Source organism: Kluyvera sp. STS39-E (assembly GCF_040932435.1).
Taxonomy (GTDB): Bacteria; Pseudomonadota; Gammaproteobacteria; order Enterobacterales; family Enterobacteriaceae; genus Kluyvera.
Window position 1 is genome coordinate 37,932 of sequence record NZ_JBFQGA010000004.1, and the last position, 15,778, is coordinate 53,709.

14 protein-coding genes and 1 other annotated feature (1 of these 15 running past the window's edge) are annotated in these 15,778 nt (G+C 49.1%); of the genes, 10 read left to right on the plus strand and 4 right to left on the minus strand.

What is annotated here, in order from left to right; translation table 11 throughout:
• Nucleotides 1–59: a sequence feature (His leader region), on the plus strand (it extends 63 nt beyond the left edge of the window).
• A 34-nt stretch (nucleotides 60–93) separates the two neighbouring features.
• From hisG to AB4K05_RS09655, 9 genes are all read left to right on the plus strand, one after another.
• A complete protein-coding gene (gene hisG / locus AB4K05_RS09615; protein ID WP_368479762.1) occupies nucleotides 94–993 on the plus strand; it encodes an ATP phosphoribosyltransferase in 900 nt (299 codons plus the stop codon).
• Between the two features lie 127 nt (nucleotides 994–1,120).
• A complete protein-coding gene (hisD, locus tag AB4K05_RS09620) occupies nucleotides 1,121–2,425 on the plus strand; it encodes a histidinol dehydrogenase (RefSeq protein ID WP_368479763.1) in 1,305 nt (434 codons plus the stop codon).
• Entirely contained in the window at nucleotides 2,422–3,483 is a 1,062-nt protein-coding gene (hisC, locus tag AB4K05_RS09625; protein WP_368479764.1) for a histidinol-phosphate transaminase, read from the plus strand. The genes hisD and hisC overlap by 4 nt, the downstream gene beginning before the upstream one ends.
• Complete coding sequence (hisB, locus tag AB4K05_RS09630; protein WP_368479765.1) at nucleotides 3,480–4,547, plus strand: bifunctional histidinol-phosphatase/imidazoleglycerol-phosphate dehydratase HisB; 1,068 nt, start codon at nucleotides 3,480–3,482, stop codon at nucleotides 4,545–4,547. The genes hisC and hisB overlap by 4 nt, the downstream gene beginning before the upstream one ends.
• Nucleotides 4,547–5,137, plus strand: a complete 591-nt coding sequence (hisH, locus tag AB4K05_RS09635) for an imidazole glycerol phosphate synthase subunit HisH (RefSeq protein ID WP_368479766.1) — start codon at nucleotides 4,547–4,549, stop codon at nucleotides 5,135–5,137. Before hisB ends, hisH begins: the two co-directional genes overlap by 1 nt.
• Nucleotides 5,137–5,874 carry a 1-(5-phosphoribosyl)-5-[(5-phosphoribosylamino)methylideneamino]imidazole-4-carboxamide isomerase gene (gene hisA, locus AB4K05_RS09640; protein WP_368479767.1) on the plus strand — a complete coding sequence of 246 codons (738 nt, stop codon included), beginning with the start codon at nucleotides 5,137–5,139 and terminating at the stop codon, nucleotides 5,872–5,874. The genes hisH and hisA overlap by 1 nt, the downstream gene beginning before the upstream one ends.
• Entirely contained in the window at nucleotides 5,856–6,632 is a 777-nt protein-coding gene (gene hisF, locus AB4K05_RS09645) for an imidazole glycerol phosphate synthase subunit HisF (protein ID WP_368479768.1), read from the plus strand. Before hisA ends, hisF begins: the two co-directional genes overlap by 19 nt.
• Nucleotides 6,626–7,225 carry a bifunctional phosphoribosyl-AMP cyclohydrolase/phosphoribosyl-ATP diphosphatase HisIE gene (hisIE, locus tag AB4K05_RS09650; RefSeq protein WP_368479769.1) on the plus strand — a complete coding sequence of 200 codons (600 nt, stop codon included), beginning with the start codon at nucleotides 6,626–6,628 and terminating at the stop codon, nucleotides 7,223–7,225. Before hisF ends, hisIE begins: the two co-directional genes overlap by 7 nt.
• Before the next feature lie 154 nt (nucleotides 7,226–7,379).
• The gene (locus AB4K05_RS09655; RefSeq protein ID WP_368479770.1) at nucleotides 7,380–8,384 is read left to right on the plus strand and encodes an NAD-dependent epimerase; all 1,005 of its coding nucleotides are present in this window, start codon (nucleotides 7,380–7,382) and stop codon (nucleotides 8,382–8,384) included.
• 240 nt (nucleotides 8,385–8,624) lie between these two features.
• Here AB4K05_RS09655 and AB4K05_RS09660 read toward each other — a convergent pair whose 3' ends face one another.
• Nucleotides 8,625–10,523, minus strand: a complete 1,899-nt coding sequence (locus AB4K05_RS09660; RefSeq protein WP_368479771.1) for an acyltransferase family protein — start codon at nucleotides 10,521–10,523, stop codon at nucleotides 8,625–8,627.
• 800 nt (nucleotides 10,524–11,323) lie between these two features.
• On the opposite strand from AB4K05_RS09660, the gene AB4K05_RS09665 reads away from it, so the two are divergent.
• Complete coding sequence (locus AB4K05_RS09665; RefSeq protein WP_368480150.1) at nucleotides 11,324–11,731, plus strand: winged helix-turn-helix domain-containing protein; 408 nt, start codon at nucleotides 11,324–11,326, stop codon at nucleotides 11,729–11,731.
• Between the two features lie 236 nt (nucleotides 11,732–11,967).
• On the opposite strand, the gene AB4K05_RS09670 is transcribed toward AB4K05_RS09665, so the two are convergent.
• The 3 genes from AB4K05_RS09670 to gndA all read right to left on the minus strand — a co-directional run bounded on the left by AB4K05_RS09670 (nucleotide 11,968) and on the right by gndA (nucleotide 15,755).
• The gene (locus AB4K05_RS09670; protein WP_368479772.1) at nucleotides 11,968–12,825 is read right to left on the minus strand and encodes a beta-1,6-N-acetylglucosaminyltransferase; all 858 of its coding nucleotides are present in this window, start codon (nucleotides 12,823–12,825) and stop codon (nucleotides 11,968–11,970) included.
• 148 nt (nucleotides 12,826–12,973) lie between these two features.
• Nucleotides 12,974–14,140: a UDP-glucose 6-dehydrogenase gene (gene ugd / locus AB4K05_RS09675; RefSeq protein WP_368479773.1), complete on the minus strand. Its 1,167-nt coding sequence runs from the start codon at nucleotides 14,138–14,140 to the stop codon at nucleotides 12,974–12,976.
• 208 nt (nucleotides 14,141–14,348) lie between these two features.
• Entirely contained in the window at nucleotides 14,349–15,755 is a 1,407-nt protein-coding gene (gndA, locus tag AB4K05_RS09680; RefSeq protein ID WP_368479774.1) for an NADP-dependent phosphogluconate dehydrogenase, read from the minus strand.
• Nucleotides 15,756–15,778 lie beyond the last annotated feature (23 nt).

A 15,778-nucleotide genomic window follows, 5' to 3' on the forward strand; every position in this document is an offset into this window, starting at 1 on the left:
CCAGTGGTGCAAGAACGCAAGAGAGCCCCCGGAAGATCATCTTCCGGGGGCTTTTTTTTGAACCAAATTCAGCAGGGTAATGAGGGATACAGAATGTTAGATAACAGCCGTTTACGCATAGCTATTCAGAAATCTGGCCGCCTGAGCGATGATTCACGCGAATTACTGGCCCGTTGTGGCATCAAAATCAATCTCCACACGCAGCGCCTGATTGCGATGGCAGAAAACATGCCGATTGATATTCTGCGCGTGCGTGATGACGATATCCCTGGCTTGATTATGGATGGCGTCGTTGACCTCGGCATCATCGGCGAGAACGTGCTTGAAGAAGAGCTGCTCAGCCGCCGTGCGCAGGGTGAAGACCCGCGCTACTTTACCCTGCGTCGTCTGGACTTCGGCGGCTGCCGCCTGTCACTGGCCACTCCGGCCGATGAAACGTGGAACGGCCCGGCCGCGCTTGACGGCAAACGCATCGCCACCTCTTACCCGCACCTGCTTAAACGTTACCTCGACCAGAAAGGTATTTCATTCAAATCCTGCTTGCTGAATGGCTCTGTTGAAGTCGCTCCGCGCGCCGGTCTGGCCGATGCTATTTGCGACCTGGTTTCCACCGGTGCCACTCTCGAAGCTAACGGTCTGCGCGAAGTGGAAGTGATGTTCCGCTCCAAAGCTTGCCTTATCCAGCGCGACGGTGAAATGAGCGACGCGAAACAACAGCTGGTTGATCGTCTGTTAACTCGTATTCAGGGCGTCATTCAGGCTCGCGAATCCAAATACATCATGATGCATGCACCAACCGAGCGTCTGGACGAAGTGATTGCCCTGCTGCCGGGCGCCGAACGCCCAACCATTCTGCCGCTGGCGGGCGATCAGCAGCGCGTGGCGATGCATATGGTGAGCAGCGAAACCCTGTTCTGGGAAACCATGGAAAAACTCAAAGCCCTCGGCGCCAGCTCAATTCTGGTGCTGCCAATTGAGAAAATGATGGAGTGATCGTCTGCCTGATGGCGCTGCGCTTATCAGGCCTACAAGAATTATCACAATCATTGATATTACGGCCCTTGTAGGCCGGATAAGGCACCGCCGCCATCCGGCATGGCCCCATGATGGAGTAACGACTTTGAGCTTCAATACCCTGATTGACTGGAACAGCTGTAGCCCCGAAGAGCAGCAAGCGTTGTTAATGCGCCCGGCTATTTCCGCATCTGACAGCATCACCCGTACGGTGAGCGAGATTCTGGATAACGTCAAAAACAACGGCGATACAGCACTGCGTGAATACAGCGCCAAGTTCGATAAAACCGAAGTCGGTGCGCTAAAAGTCACCGCCGAAGAAATTGAACAAGCCAGCCGCCGCCTGAGCGATGAGCTGAAGCAAGCCATGCAGGCTGCGGTGCGCAATATCGACACCTTCCACACCGCACAAATCGTGCCGCCGGTGGATATCGAAACCCAACCGGGCGTACGTTGCCAGCAGCTTACCCGCCCTATCGCCTCGGTCGGCCTTTATATTCCAGGCGGTTCGGCTCCGCTATTTTCCACCGTATTAATGCTGGCGACCCCGGCGCGTATTGCGGGCTGCAAAAAAGTCGTGCTGTGTTCCCCGCCGCCGATTGCCGATGAAATTCTCTACGCCGCGCAGCTGTGCGGGGTCAAAGATGTGTTTAACGTCGGCGGCGCGCAGGCGATTGCCGCCCTAGCGCTTGGCACCGAATCCGTGCCAAAAGTGGATAAAATCTTTGGACCGGGCAACGCTTTCGTCACCGAAGCCAAACGCCAGGTGAGCCAGCGTCTCGACGGCGCAGCTATTGATATGCCAGCAGGCCCTTCAGAAGTTCTGGTGATAGCCGATAGCGGCGCAACCCCGGACTTTATCGCCTCCGACCTATTATCTCAGGCCGAACACGGCCCGGACTCGCAGGTTATCTTGCTGACGCCTGATGCCAACATCGCGCAGGGCGTCGCCGAAGCGGTTGAGCGTCAACTCACCGAGCTTTCCCGCGCCGATACCGCGCGCCAAGCGCTTTCCGCCAGCCGCCTGATTGTGGCCAAAGATTTGGCGCAGTGCGTTGCTATCTCAAACCAGTACGGCCCGGAGCACCTGATTATTCAGACCCGCAACGCCCGTGACTTGGTAGATGAGATTACCAGCGCCGGTTCCGTCTTCCTCGGCGATTGGTCTCCAGAATCCGCCGGTGACTACGCCTCCGGCACCAACCACGTGCTGCCGACCTACGGCTACACGTCGACCTGTTCAAGTCTTGGCCTGGCCGATTTCCAGAAACGGATGACCGTGCAGGAATTATCACGTGAAGGTTTCTCAGCGCTGGCCGCCACCATTGAAACGTTGGCCGCCGCCGAGCTACTTACCGCCCACAAAAATGCCGTTACTCTGCGCGTTAACGCCCTGAAGGAGCAAGCATGAGCATTGAACAGTTAGCCCGCGATAACGTTCGCGCCCTGACCCCTTATCAGTCAGCGCGCCGCTTGGGCGGTAAAGGTGACGTTTGGCTGAACGCCAACGAGTTTCCCACTGCGGTGGCCTTCGAGTTAAGCCAGCAGACGCTAAACCGCTACCCAGAATGCCAGCCGAAAGCGGTGATTGAAAACTACGCTACCTACGCTGGCGTGAAACCTGAGCAGGTTCTGGTCAGCCGCGGCGCCGATGAAGGCATCGAACTGCTGGTGCGCGCGTTCTGCGAACCGGGCCGCGATGCCGTGTTGTTCTGCCCGCCGACCTACGGCATGTACAGCGTCAGCGCCGAAACCATCGGCGTCGAATGCCGCACCGTACCGGCGAAGGCCGATTGGCAGTTGGATATCCCAGCCATCGCCGAAAGCCTTGCCAACGTCAAAGTGGTCTACATTTGCAGCCCAAATAACCCAACCGGGCAGGTCATCAATCCGCAGGATTTCCGCACCCTGCTGGAAATGACCCGTGATAAAGCGTTAGTCGTCGCCGATGAAGCCTATATCGAGTTCTGTCCGCAGGCTACGCTGGCAGGCTGGCTTGCCGAGTATCCAAACCTGGTTATCCTGCGCACGCTGTCAAAAGCGTTTGCCCTCGCGGGACTGCGCTGTGGCTTTACCTTGGCCAATGAGGAAGTCATCGCGCTATTAATGAAGGTTATTGCGCCTTATCCGCTTTCAACACCGGTTGCCGATATTGCCGCTCAGGCGCTTAGTGCGCAGGGGATTGCAGCGATGCGTCAACGCGTGGCGCAAATTTTAGATGAGCGCCAGTACTTAGTGGATGCCCTGCGCACCATCGATTGCGTTGAGCAGGTGTTTGATTCAGAAACCAACTACGTACTGGCGCGAATCAAAGCCTCAAGTCTCGTATTTAAATCTTTATGGGATCAAGGCATTATCTTACGTGACCAGAATAAACAACCATCTTTAAGCGGCTGTTTGCGCATCACCATCGGCACTCGTGAAGAGAGCCAGCGCGTGATTGACGCTTTGAAAGCGGAGACCGTATGACCCAGAAGTTTCTCTTTATCGATCGTGACGGCACCCTGATTTCTGAACCGCCGAGCGACTATCAGGTAGACCGTTTTGACAAACTGGCCTTCGAGCCTGACGCCATTCCGGTGCTGCTTAAGCTGCAAAAAGCCGGCTTTAAGCTGGTGATGATCACCAATCAGGATGGGCTGGGGACAGACAGCTTCCCACAGGCGGATTTCGATGGCCCACACAACCTGATGATGCAGATCTTCACCTCTCAGGGCGTGGCCTTTGACGACGTGCTGATTTGCCCGCACCTGCCGGCAGACAACTGCGAATGCCGCAAGCCAAAAACCCAGATGGTCACCGCCTGGCTGGCAAGCGAAGCCATGGACACCGCCAACAGCTATGTCATCGGCGACCGCGCCACCGATCTCGAACTGGCCACCAATATGGGCATTACGGGCCTACGCTATAACCGCGACGCCTTAAACTGGGCCGCGATTGGCGAGCAGTTAACCCGCCGCGACCGCTATGCGCGGATTGAGCGTAATACGCGCGAAACGCAGATTGACGTCGAAGTCTGGCTGGACCGCGAAGGCGGCAGCAAAATCAACACCGGCGTCGGCTTCTTCGACCATATGCTCGATCAGATTGCCACCCACGGCGGTTTTCGCATGAACATCACTGTGAAAGGGGATCTGTATATTGACGATCACCACACAGTGGAAGATACCGGTCTGGCACTAGGCGAGGCGTTAAAAGCCGCGCTGGGCGACAAGCGCGGTATCAACCGTTTCGGTTTTGTGCTGCCGATGGATGAATGCCTGGCCCGCTGTGCGCTGGATATTTCCGGCCGTCCGCACCTGGAATATAAAGCCGAATTTACCTACCAGCGCGTGGGCGATCTGAGCACCGAGATGATTGAACACTTCTTCCGCTCGCTCTCCTACACCATGGGCGTCACGCTGCACCTGAAAACCAAAGGCAAAAACGATCACCACCGCGTGGAAAGCCTGTTTAAAGTCTTTGGCCGCACGCTGCGCCAGGCTATTCGCGTAGACGGCGATACCCTTCCCTCCTCAAAAGGAGTGCTGTGATGAACGTGGTGGTCCTCGATACCGGCTGTGCCAACCTTAACTCGGTAAAATCAGCCATTATTCGCCACGGCTACGAGCCGGTGGTCAGCCGCGAACCGGAAGTGGTGCTGCGCGCCGATAAGCTATTTCTGCCGGGCGTCGGTACCGCGCAGGCAGCAATGGACCAGCTTCGTGAACGCGAGTTGGTTGACCTGATTAAGGCCTGTACCCAGCCGGTGCTGGGTATTTGCCTCGGTATGCAGCTGCTGGGTCGCCGGAGTGAAGAGACCCACGGCGTCGACCTGTTGGGGATAATCGACCAAGATGTGCCTAAGATGCCCGATATGGGTCTCCCTCTGCCGCACATGGGCTGGAACCGCGTTTACCCGAAAGCGGGCGATCGTCTGTTCCGTGGTATTGAGGACGGCGCGTACTTCTATTTCGTCCACAGCTACGCGATGCCGGTCAATGAGTACACCATTGCCCAATGCCACTACGGCGAGCCGTTCACCGCCGCCGTGCAAAAAGATAACTTTTACGGCGTGCAGTTCCACCCAGAGCGCTCAGGTAGCGCCGGTGCGCTGCTGCTGAAAAACTTCCTGGAGATGTAATGATCATTCCTGCTTTAGATTTGATTAACGGCACCGTCGTGCGTCTCCATCAGGGAGATTACGCACAGCAGCGCGATTACGGCACCGATCCGCTGCCGCGCCTGCAGGACTATGCGGCGCAAGGCGCAGAAGTGCTGCACCTTGTGGATCTCACCGGCGCGAAAGATCCGGCACAGCGGCAGATCCCGCTGTTGAAAACCCTAGTCGCTGGCGTGAATGTACCGGTGCAGGTTGGTGGCGGCGTACGCACTGAAGAAGACGTAGCGGCGCTGTTGGACGCGGGCGTGGCGCGCGTGGTGGTGGGCTCCACGGCGGTAAAATCCCCGGAAGTGGTTAAAGGCTGGTTTACGCGCTTTGGCGCAGAGCACCTGGTGCTGGCGCTGGACGTGCGTATTGATGATAACGGCGCAAAACAGGTCGCGGTTAGCGGCTGGCAGGAAAACTCCGGTGTGACGCTGGAAGAATTAGTTGAAACCTATCTGCCGGTTGGCTTGCAACACGTGCTGTGCACCGATATCTCACGTGACGGTACGCTGGCAGGCTCCAACGTGTCGCTGTATGAAGAAGTCTGCGCACGTTACCCGCAGGTCGCGTTTCAGTCATCCGGCGGTATTGGCGACCTTAACGATATCGCCGCCCTACGCGGCACCGGCGTGCGCGGCGTGATTGTCGGGCGTGCGCTGCTGGAAGGTAAATTCAATGTAACGGAGGCCATCCAATGCTGGCAAAACGGATAATTCCTTGTCTCGATGTGCGGGATGGTCAGGTCGTTAAAGGGGTACAGTTTCGCAATCACGAAATCATCGGCGATATCGTGCCGCTGGCGAAACGCTATGCCGACGAAGGCGCGGACGAGCTGGTGTTCTACGATATCACCGCTTCCAGCGATGGCCGCGTGGTCGACAAAAGCTGGGTATCCCGCGTGGCGGAAGTCATCGATATTCCGTTTTGTGTAGCCGGTGGCATCAAATCCATCGACGACGCGGCGCGTATTCTCTCTTTCGGCGCGGATAAGATTTCCATCAACTCCCCGGCCTTGGCCGACCCGGAGCTTATCACCCGCCTCGCGGATCGCTTTGGCGTGCAGTGTATCGTGGTCGGGATTGATACCTGGTTTGATGACCAGAGCGGAAAATATCACGTCAATCAATATACCGGCGACGAAAGCCGTACTCGCGTCACCCAGTGGGAAACCCTCGATTGGGTGCAGGAAGTGCAAAAGCGTGGCGCGGGCGAAATCGTCCTCAACATGATGAACCAGGACGGCGTGCGTAACGGCTATGACCTAGCGCAGCTTAAAAAAGTCCGCGACGTCTGCCGCGTGCCGCTTATCGCCTCCGGCGGTGCTGGCACCATGGAGCACTTCCTTGAAGCCTTCCGCGATACCAACGTCGACGGCGCGCTGGCGGCCTCGGTATTCCATAAGCAAATTATCAATATTGGTGAATTAAAAGCGTACCTGTCAGCACAGGGCGTGGAGATACGGGTATGTTAACTGAACAACTGGACTGGCAAAAAACCGACGGACTGATGCCCGCCATTATTCAACACGCGGTTTCAGGCGAAGTCCTGATGCTGGGTTATATGAACCAAGAAGCGCTGGCGAAAACACAGGAAACGGGCAAAGTGACCTTTTTCTCGCGCACCAAGCAGCGTTTATGGACCAAGGGTGAAACGTCCGGCAACTTCCTTAACGTGGTCAGCATCGCGCCGGACTGTGATAACGACACCCTGTTGGTACTGGTGAACCCAATCGGCCCAACCTGCCATAAAGGCACATCGAGCTGCTTTGGCGACACCAGTCACCAGTGGCTGTTCCTGTACCAGTTAGAGCAACTGCTGGCCGAGCGTAAAACCGCTGACCCAGCCAGTTCCTACACGGCCAAACTGTATGCCAGCGGCACCAAGCGTATTGCGCAGAAAGTGGGCGAAGAAGGCGTGGAAACGGCGCTCGCCGCCACCGTTCACGATAAGTTTGAGCTGAAAAACGAAGCATCCGACCTGATGTATCACCTGCTGGTTCTGCTGCAGGATCAGGAACTCGATTTGACCACCGTCATCGAGAATCTACGCGAGCGTCACCAGTAATGCTCCCTTCGAACCCGGCCGCCGCGCCGGGTTCTTTGCTTTACGCCCTCACCTACTAAGCTTAATGACCTATTACGATTATATTTTTTCTCGCGTAGGCGGTATGATCGCGCCAAAAGCGATAATTGCATCTGAATTGGGTTTGAGGAAAGCTATGAAATATTTGGTCACCGGCGCCGCAGGATTTATTGGTTTTCACGTCAGCCAGCGACTGCTGGCCGCCGGGCATCAGGTTGTGGGTATCGACAACCTTAATGACTATTACGACATTAGCCTGAAAGAGGCACGCCTTGACCTGCTGTCATCCGCGCGTTTTACGTTCGTTAAACGGGATCTTGCCGATACTGCAGCAATGACTGCGCTGTTTGCCGATGAGAAATTTGACCGCGTCATCCACCTCGCCGCACAGGCAGGCGTTCGCTATTCGCTGGAAAACCCACACGCCTATGCGCAGGCTAACCTAGTCGGCCATCTAAACGTGCTTGAAGGTTGTCGCCACAACAAAGTTCAGCACCTGCTTTACGCCTCTTCAAGCTCAGTTTACGGTCTGAATCGCAAGATGCCTTTCTCCACCGACGACAGCGTTGACCATCCGGTTTCTCTGTATGCTGCGACCAAGAAAGCCAACGAGCTGATGTCGCACTCCTATTCCCATCTCTATGGTCTGCCGACAACCGGGCTACGTTTCTTCACTGTTTACGGCCCGTGGGGCCGCCCGGATATGGCACTGTTCAAGTTCACCAAAGCCATGCTGGAAGGCAAAAGCATCGATGTTTACAACTACGGCAAAATGAAGCGCGACTTCACCTACATTGATGACATCGTCGAAGCCATTATTCGCCTGCAGGATATCATCCCAGAAGCCAATAGCGAGTGGACGGTAGAAACCGGCTCCCCTGCAACCAGCTCTGCGCCTTACCGCGTTTACAACATCGGTAACAGCTCCCCGGTTGAGCTGATGGACTACATTACCGCACTGGAAGAAGCCACGGGCATTGAAGCACAAAAGAACATGATGCCAATGCAGCCGGGCGACGTGCTGGAGACCAGCGCTGAAACACAACCGCTGTATGATTTAGTGGGATTCAGACCGCAGACTTCGGTGAAAGATGGGGTGAAAAACTTCGTGGATTGGTATCGCGAGTTTTATAAGGTCTAGATAGCAAAAAATGATAATGTCCATCCTGCTCTAAATAGTTTGGACAATTATTCGCTTCAAAAACATAGACAGCCCCTGATTGTTCAAGTGTGATCCTCCAAAAAAGTATAAACATTCACCAGCCTCGAAAAAATAAGCAAATCAAGGGCTGGTGAGTAGTCAATTACGGATATCATCCTTTTCTACAACCATTCGTCTAGGAAATGGTATGGCCAAAAAACATACTTGTGAATAAATTTTTCATTGCCATATTTTTTTAAATAAGTCGACGAGAACTTTATTCCCAGTATTTGTCAGATGATTACTATCTCTATATATCGGCACACCATTAAGGCTGCCGTAGCAATATTCATTATCACACAAATACGCCGATGGATATAGTATATGTATTTTATTATTATTTGATGACATTAATTTCAAAGAAGCATCAATGTCTTCACTTCTTCTCCTGTACGTAGATATATCTACTTTTATAAGAATCGGTGAGCCAACCATAGCATAACGACTCGACATAAATACAACATCATATGGATAATCTGGGATTGGAGATAATATATACACATCCTTATTAGGACCCAACATCAATAATCCCCGAGTGAAGTGTTCAAAAAAATCAGCCTCGTTTGAATCACTATCTTTGAAGTAAAATTGCGGCTGAATTCTTTTATCTCCATTTTCGCCATGAATATACTGAGAAAACCTATTAACAATGAGCACTTTAGCATTTTTATACTTTGTTTTTATAGCGCTAAATCCGTTACGCATAAATGAACCACAGTGAGGCCTACCGATCCTGACAATATCAGGAACTGCGGGGCAACTTGATTGAGCGATAAATACAACGGAGGCATTTTCATTTGATGCCAATACTGCTGAAAGCGTTGCATATGCATGACTATCACCTATAACAACCAAATCAACATCTTCATCATCTTTACTTACACCAAACTTACACTCTGGTGAATTAGCGCCATCAAGTACAAAACATTTCTCAGCCTTATAATAAAAATCCTTAGATAACGATGATATGTAATTCACATTTTCATTTACACGACCAGGCATTCCTGACATAAGAAAGAAAGCAACACTTATAATAACCACTCCAATATAGAATGGTATGATATATAAAGCCTTTGAAACTAAGACATAGACCTTACTATTTTTATCCTCCACACACCGATATGACACCCACCCTAGGAAGATAGAACAAAATATCAATGCCATCCTCATTTCAATATCTATCACTGTATAAAACACACCAACAAGCACGATTAATGGCCAATGATATAAATAAATAGAGTAAGACCAACTCCCTATTTTTTGTACTACTTTATTTTCTAACAGGATGAATTTGGTATTCATCATTAATATTGCCGACGCTGCTAATACTGGGATTAAAGTCAATATGCCCGGCCATGTAGTTGACTCATCCATAAGAACGGAACTAGATATTATTGCCATCAGACTTAAAAATACAATTACGTATTTACGCTTACAATTTGTAAATTTATCTTTAAAGTAAAAAGCACATCCTCCACAAAGCATTTCCCAACACCTTGATAAAAATAAAAAATATGAAAGCGATAAATTTTTCTTAGATAGATATAATGAAAAAACAAACGATAATATGGTGAATAATAAGATAATCAACTTGCAATATTTACTTGAAAATTTATGTATTGCAACCAACGCCAATGGGAATATAATATAAAATTGCCACTCTACTGATAAAGACCAGGTATGGAGTAACCATTTATAATCTGACGACAAATCAAAGTATCCAGACTCTTTATAATAGGTTAAATTAGAAATAAAAAAAAGTGAAGTGAAAACATGCTTTGATAGTTTTTTGTATTCATCTGGAGGGATAATAAAAAAACACAAAGCCATTAAAATACAACACAGCACAACCAATGGTGGGACTATTCTTTTACATCTTGATAAATAAAATCCATATAGCGAAAACCTTTTACTCTCTAATCCCAAAGTAATTATTGATGTCATTAGATAGCCAGATATAACAAAAAAAACATCAACACCTATAAACCCTCCAGAAAATGGAGGTATATTTAAATGAAATAGCACAACAATTATTACGGCTATTGCTCGCAACCCATTTATATCAAGCCGGAAATTCATCTTCCACCCTAACCCATATGATAAATAAAATAAAGCAAAACTAACTACGACTTAAATATTTCCACTGCCAACACCACCCTGAAATATATCATAACATTGGCCGCAATTACAACCGCACCAATAGTCTCTGATGCCACGCAGACAATAAATAAAAAATTAAGGACATTATTTCAATACACAATTAAAATTAGCATTATCGGTGATGAGTAGCATTAAATGCATGCAGACCCTTGCGATCTCTAATAAAGCATCAAACTGTCTATAGTAAATAAATGCAAATGACATATTTTATTTGGTAAAGCCCCCAATACCAAGCAAAAAAACAGGATCCTAAATTTTATATACATTAACTCTGATACATTGAATTTTTAATACAAACAACATGCTGAATCTTAATTAAAAACCACATAATGCATTACTTTTTTAAGAGGTTACTATACTCGTGAACTTTGAAGATGTTTTATTTCTAAAAAATGAAGAACATGCTCAACTTTATAAATCTATATCTGACTGCTGAACAACGGACTGTCATGAAAAGGCTGTACAAAAGCAGCAAGGATTTGCGCGTTTGTGACAGAATAAGATGCATTCTCCTTGCCAATTAAGGCTGGACCGCTACCATGACCGCCAAATCTCTGTTTATTAATGAAACAGCGGTTCGTCGCCATCTCAATACCTAGATGAATGAACAAAAACTGGTACCAGAAAATGGGGACTCTCAGAGTAATATCAGCGGAGAACTGGCCCAAATACTGCAGTTTCATCTTACTCATAATATTCTTCAAACCACATAGAGCATAATTGAGTTAGTTGACGAATGGAACGGCATCCGATATACCGTTCTAGGCATGAATAAGTGGTTGCACCGCAACGGCTTCAGTTACAGGAAACCGGCTGGCATAACGCATGATGCAGTGCATAAGCTCAACCGGCTTTCGTGGAAAACCACACCACGATGGATCTGTCCTGTTCATTGTGGCGTGGCTCATGTCGTAGCAACTACCGGAATCTGCACCAGTCTGTACCTTATGGAAGCCCTGAATCATAACGATATGAGGAAAACGGCCATCCAAGAATACGACAATATCAACAGTCATAGCGTCGACCGGTTATTCATTGCTATCCGTGAAACCTATCCGATTACTCAGATAATGCATATTATCTCCGACGGTGTAGGATATCACCGGGCGGGACAGCAAAAGAAGTAGCTTTATGCTGAATACAGAGTTTCACTATCTGCCAGCTTACAGCCCTAATTTGAATCCATAGAAAGGTTGTGGCAAGTGAGGCATGAAGAGGCGTGAAATAACCGTTACTTCGCATCACCAAAGATGTTCTGGGAGGAAATGCACCACTTCTTCAACGAAAGATTACCGGGACTTGCCGGGGCTATGGCGTCTCGAATTAATGACAACTTGCAGATGCTGAAAAATGCAACTTCAAGTTAATCGAGTATAGAAAGTAGCAAATACTCAGATAGCGTAGTTGAGGTTACCTTGCGAGCAATAAATATATTCGGATAATCACGCACACTCATTAGCTCACTAATGCTTAAATAAGAAGGACTATTAGCACCTTCAGCAAATTTTATATGCCGAAAGTTGTAAGTTTCATATTCATCTGCATTAATGCATTGTTTAAATAACATCTGAAAAAAATGTTCATCACTGCAGGATGTATAATTGAATTTTTTAAGGTATTTATCATCGATAAAATCGAGTAGAATATCCATATGTTGGCGAGATATTGTCACCCATTGACTACCTAGATAAATATCTTCATCTCTGAAATTATTTCTTTTGATATTCAATACACGCTGAGATCTTACAAAAACAGAAGAAATAGCTCTCGTCATCCAAGACTGTGACAAATGGCAATCTCGAAATATATTATATCTATTGATGCGCCAGTAATATTTAGCATGATCAGATCTAAACTCTATGAATGATTTATTACTTGATATACCGAGAAAGTCTTTTAATTTATTAGGGTTAAGTACAACATCTTCGCCGCTAATTAATAGACAATAATCATAAGCCATATTATTGGAATACAAATAGTCAATCATTTTTAAAGTTGCGTAGATTTGTGATTTGCCGGACCAGTTAACCGTAACAGAGTGTGGTACAACATGTACATTTTTATATCCCATGCTTAATATTTTTATTTTTTCCTGGGTATCATTACATTTAGCGTCAACGTGTATTATAACATTATCGTCAATGTCCAGATCAAGCGACTCTATAAGCATTTCTATTTGCTCTGGATTTTTATGACATTGAATCAAATATGCTAATTTCATGCCGCCTCCTTTCAATTCAAAATACCACTTTAAAAACCATCCGTATTTTAATTATGAAGATGGTCATCCTATTATTAATAACCGGAATACAATAACTTTATTGATATTTACTGACCCCGGTATAATTAATGATATCTATACTCGCATTTTAGTCATTACCAAACAGATCGCGGGTATACACCTTCTCTTCCACGTCCGCCAACTCTTCCGCCATGCGGTTAGAGATGATGACGTCCGCTTCTTGCTTGAACGCATCCAAATCACGAACAACGCGAGAATTGAAGAACTCATCTTCTTGCATCACCGGCTCATAAATGATGACCGGAATACCTTTCGCCTTGATACGCTTCATAATCCCCTGGATAGAGGATGCGCGAAAGTTATCAGAGCCAGACTTCATGATCAGACGGTAAACGCCCACCACCTTCGGTTTGCGCGCCAGAATAGAGTCGGCGATAAAGTCTTTTCGCGTGCGGTTGGCATCAACGATAGCGCCAATGATGTTATTCGGCACAGATTCGTAGTTCGCTAGCAGCTGCTTGGTGTCTTTCGGCAGACAATAGCCGCCGTAGCCAAATGACGGGTTGTTGTAGTGGTTACCGATACGCGGATCCAGGCACACCCCTTCGATAATCTGCCGTGAGTTCAGTCCCAGGCTTTCGGCGTAGCTGTCCAGCTCGTTGAAGTAGGCCACGCGCAGGGCCAGATAGGTGTTCGCGAACAGCTTGATAGCTTCTGCTTCGGTGGAGTCAGTGAACAACGTCGGGATATCTTTTTTGACCGCCCCTTCCTGCAGCAGCGCGGCAAAACGCTCGGCGCGCTCGGAACGTTCACCGATAACAATACGTGATGGGTGCAGGTTGTCGTACAGCGCGCGCCCTTCACGTAAAAACTCCGGCGAGAAGAAGATGTTATCGACACCCAGCTCTTCTTTGATGGAATTGGTGAACCCGACCGGAATGGTCGATTTGATAATCATCACCGCGTTCGGGTTAATTTCAACCACGTCACGGATAACTGACTCAACGCTTGAAGTGTTGAAATAGTTAGTTTTTGGGTCGTAGTCCGTTGGGGTCGCAATGATAACGTAGTCTGCATCACGGTAGGCGTCGTGCTTATCGGTTGTCGCCCGGAAATTCAGCGGTTTTGTCGCCAGATATTCTTCGATTTCTTTGTCCACGATCGGCGATTGTTTCTGATTCAGCATGTCGACTTTGGACTGAATGATATCAAGCGCAACGACTTCATGGTTCTGAGCTATCAAAATGCCGTTTGACAGGCCAACGTACCCTGTTCCTGAGATAGTTATCTTCATCAGTTGTGTAACTTCTTCCGGTTAAACATTTGAAGGTGAACACGTCACCACCGTAGGACCCAACGTTGTCGTATCGGGTAAGCGTGCTGCCAGTATATCGCGATTTACTGCAACGGCGCCTATCAGACCTGACTGAATGCTGTTTTCCGCGCATAAAAAAGCCCGGAGGAGCGCTCCGGGCCTGTATTCACGGTTGGACTAATTCAGATTAATCCAGCCATTCGGTGTGGAACACACCTTCTTTGTCAGTGCGTTTGTAAGTATGCGCACCGAAGTAGTCACGCTGAGCCTGGATCAGGTTAGCTGGCAGTACCGCTGCGCGGTAGCTGTCGTAGTAAGCGACAGCGGCAGAGAACGTTGGTACCGGAATACCGTTCTGTACAGCGTATGCCACAACGTCACGCAGCGCCTGCTGGTATTCGTCAGCGATGTTTTTGAAGTACGGTGCCAGCAGCAGGTTCGCGATGCCCGCATTTTCAGCGTAAGCGTCGGTGATTTTCTGCAGGAACTGAGCGCGGATGATACAACCTGCACGGAAGATCTTCGCGATTTCACCGTAGTTCAGATCCCAGTTGTATTCGTCAGACGCGGCACGCAGCTGAGAGAAGCCCTGTGCGTAGGAGACGATTTTACCCAAGTACAGTGCACGACGTACTTTTTCAACGAACTCTGCTTTATCGCCAGCCAGTTTAGCCTGTGGGCCAGACAGTACTTTTGATGCCGCAACGCGCTGCTCTTTAAGGGAAGAGATATAGCGAGCAAATACGGATTCGGTGATCAGAGACAGCGGTTCGCCGAGATCCAGGGAGCTCTGGCTAGTCCATTTACCCGTGCCTTTGTTTGCTGCTTCATCCAGAATCACATCAACCAGATATTTACCTTCTTCGTCTTTCTTAGTGAAGATATCTTTGGTGATGTCGATGAGGTAGCTGCTCAGCTCGCCTTCATTCCATTCGGTGAAGGTGGTCGCCAGCTCTTCGTTAGACAGGTTCAGGCCGCCTTTCAGCAGTGAATAGGCTTCAGCAATCAGCTGCATATCGCCGTATTCGATACCGTTGTGAACCATCTTCACATAGTGACCAGCACCATCAGCACCGATATAAGTGACGCATGGCTCGCCATCTTCGGCAACCGCAGCAATCTTAGTCAGGATTGGTGCAACCAGTTCGTACGCTTCTTTCTGACCGCCAGGCATGATAGACGGGCCTTTCAGCGCACCTTCTTCACCACCGGAAACACCGGTACCGATGAAGTTAAAGCCTTCCGCAGACAGTTCACGGTTACGACGAATAGTGTCCTGGAAGAAGGTATTACCACCATCAATGATGATGTCGCCTTTATCAAGGTACGGCTTCAGGGAATCGATGGCAGCATCGGTGCCAGCGCCCGCTTTCACCATTAACAGGATACGACGTGGGGTTTCAAGAGACTCGACGAACTCCTTCACCGTGTAGTGCGGAACCAGTTTCTTACCTGGGTTCTCGGCAACTACTTCTTCGGTCTTTTCACGGGAGCGGTTGAAGATGGAGACGGTATAACCACGGCTTTCGATGTTGAGCGCCAGGTTGCGCCCCATCACTGCCATACCGACAACGCCGATCTGTTGCTTGGACATTACATACTCCTGTCAGGGGATGG

Coding starts and splice junctions, on each gene's coding strand:
- hisG (WP_368479762.1), top strand. CDS start 94: ATGTTAGATAACAGCCGTTTACGCATAGCTATTCAGAAATCTGGCCGC.
- hisC (WP_368479764.1), top strand. CDS start 2,422: ATGAGCATTGAACAGTTAGCCCGCGATAACGTTCGCGCCCTGACCCCT.
- hisB (WP_368479765.1), top strand. CDS start 3,480: ATGACCCAGAAGTTTCTCTTTATCGATCGTGACGGCACCCTGATTTCT.
- hisH (WP_368479766.1), top strand. CDS start 4,547: ATGAACGTGGTGGTCCTCGATACCGGCTGTGCCAACCTTAACTCGGTA.
- hisA (WP_368479767.1), top strand. CDS start 5,137: ATGATCATTCCTGCTTTAGATTTGATTAACGGCACCGTCGTGCGTCTC.
- hisF (WP_368479768.1), top strand. CDS start 5,856: ATGCTGGCAAAACGGATAATTCCTTGTCTCGATGTGCGGGATGGTCAG.
- hisIE (WP_368479769.1), top strand. CDS start 6,626: ATGTTAACTGAACAACTGGACTGGCAAAAAACCGACGGACTGATGCCC.
- AB4K05_RS09655 (WP_368479770.1), top strand. CDS start 7,380: ATGAAATATTTGGTCACCGGCGCCGCAGGATTTATTGGTTTTCACGTC.
- AB4K05_RS09660 (WP_368479771.1), bottom strand. CDS start 10,523: ATGAATTTCCGGCTTGATATAAATGGGTTGCGAGCAATAGCCGTAATA.
- AB4K05_RS09670 (WP_368479772.1), bottom strand. CDS start 12,825: ATGAAATTAGCATATTTGATTCAATGTCATAAAAATCCAGAGCAAATA.
- ugd (WP_368479773.1), bottom strand. CDS start 14,140: ATGAAGATAACTATCTCAGGAACAGGGTACGTTGGCCTGTCAAACGGC.
- gndA (WP_368479774.1), bottom strand. CDS start 15,755: ATGTCCAAGCAACAGATCGGCGTTGTCGGTATGGCAGTGATGGGGCGC.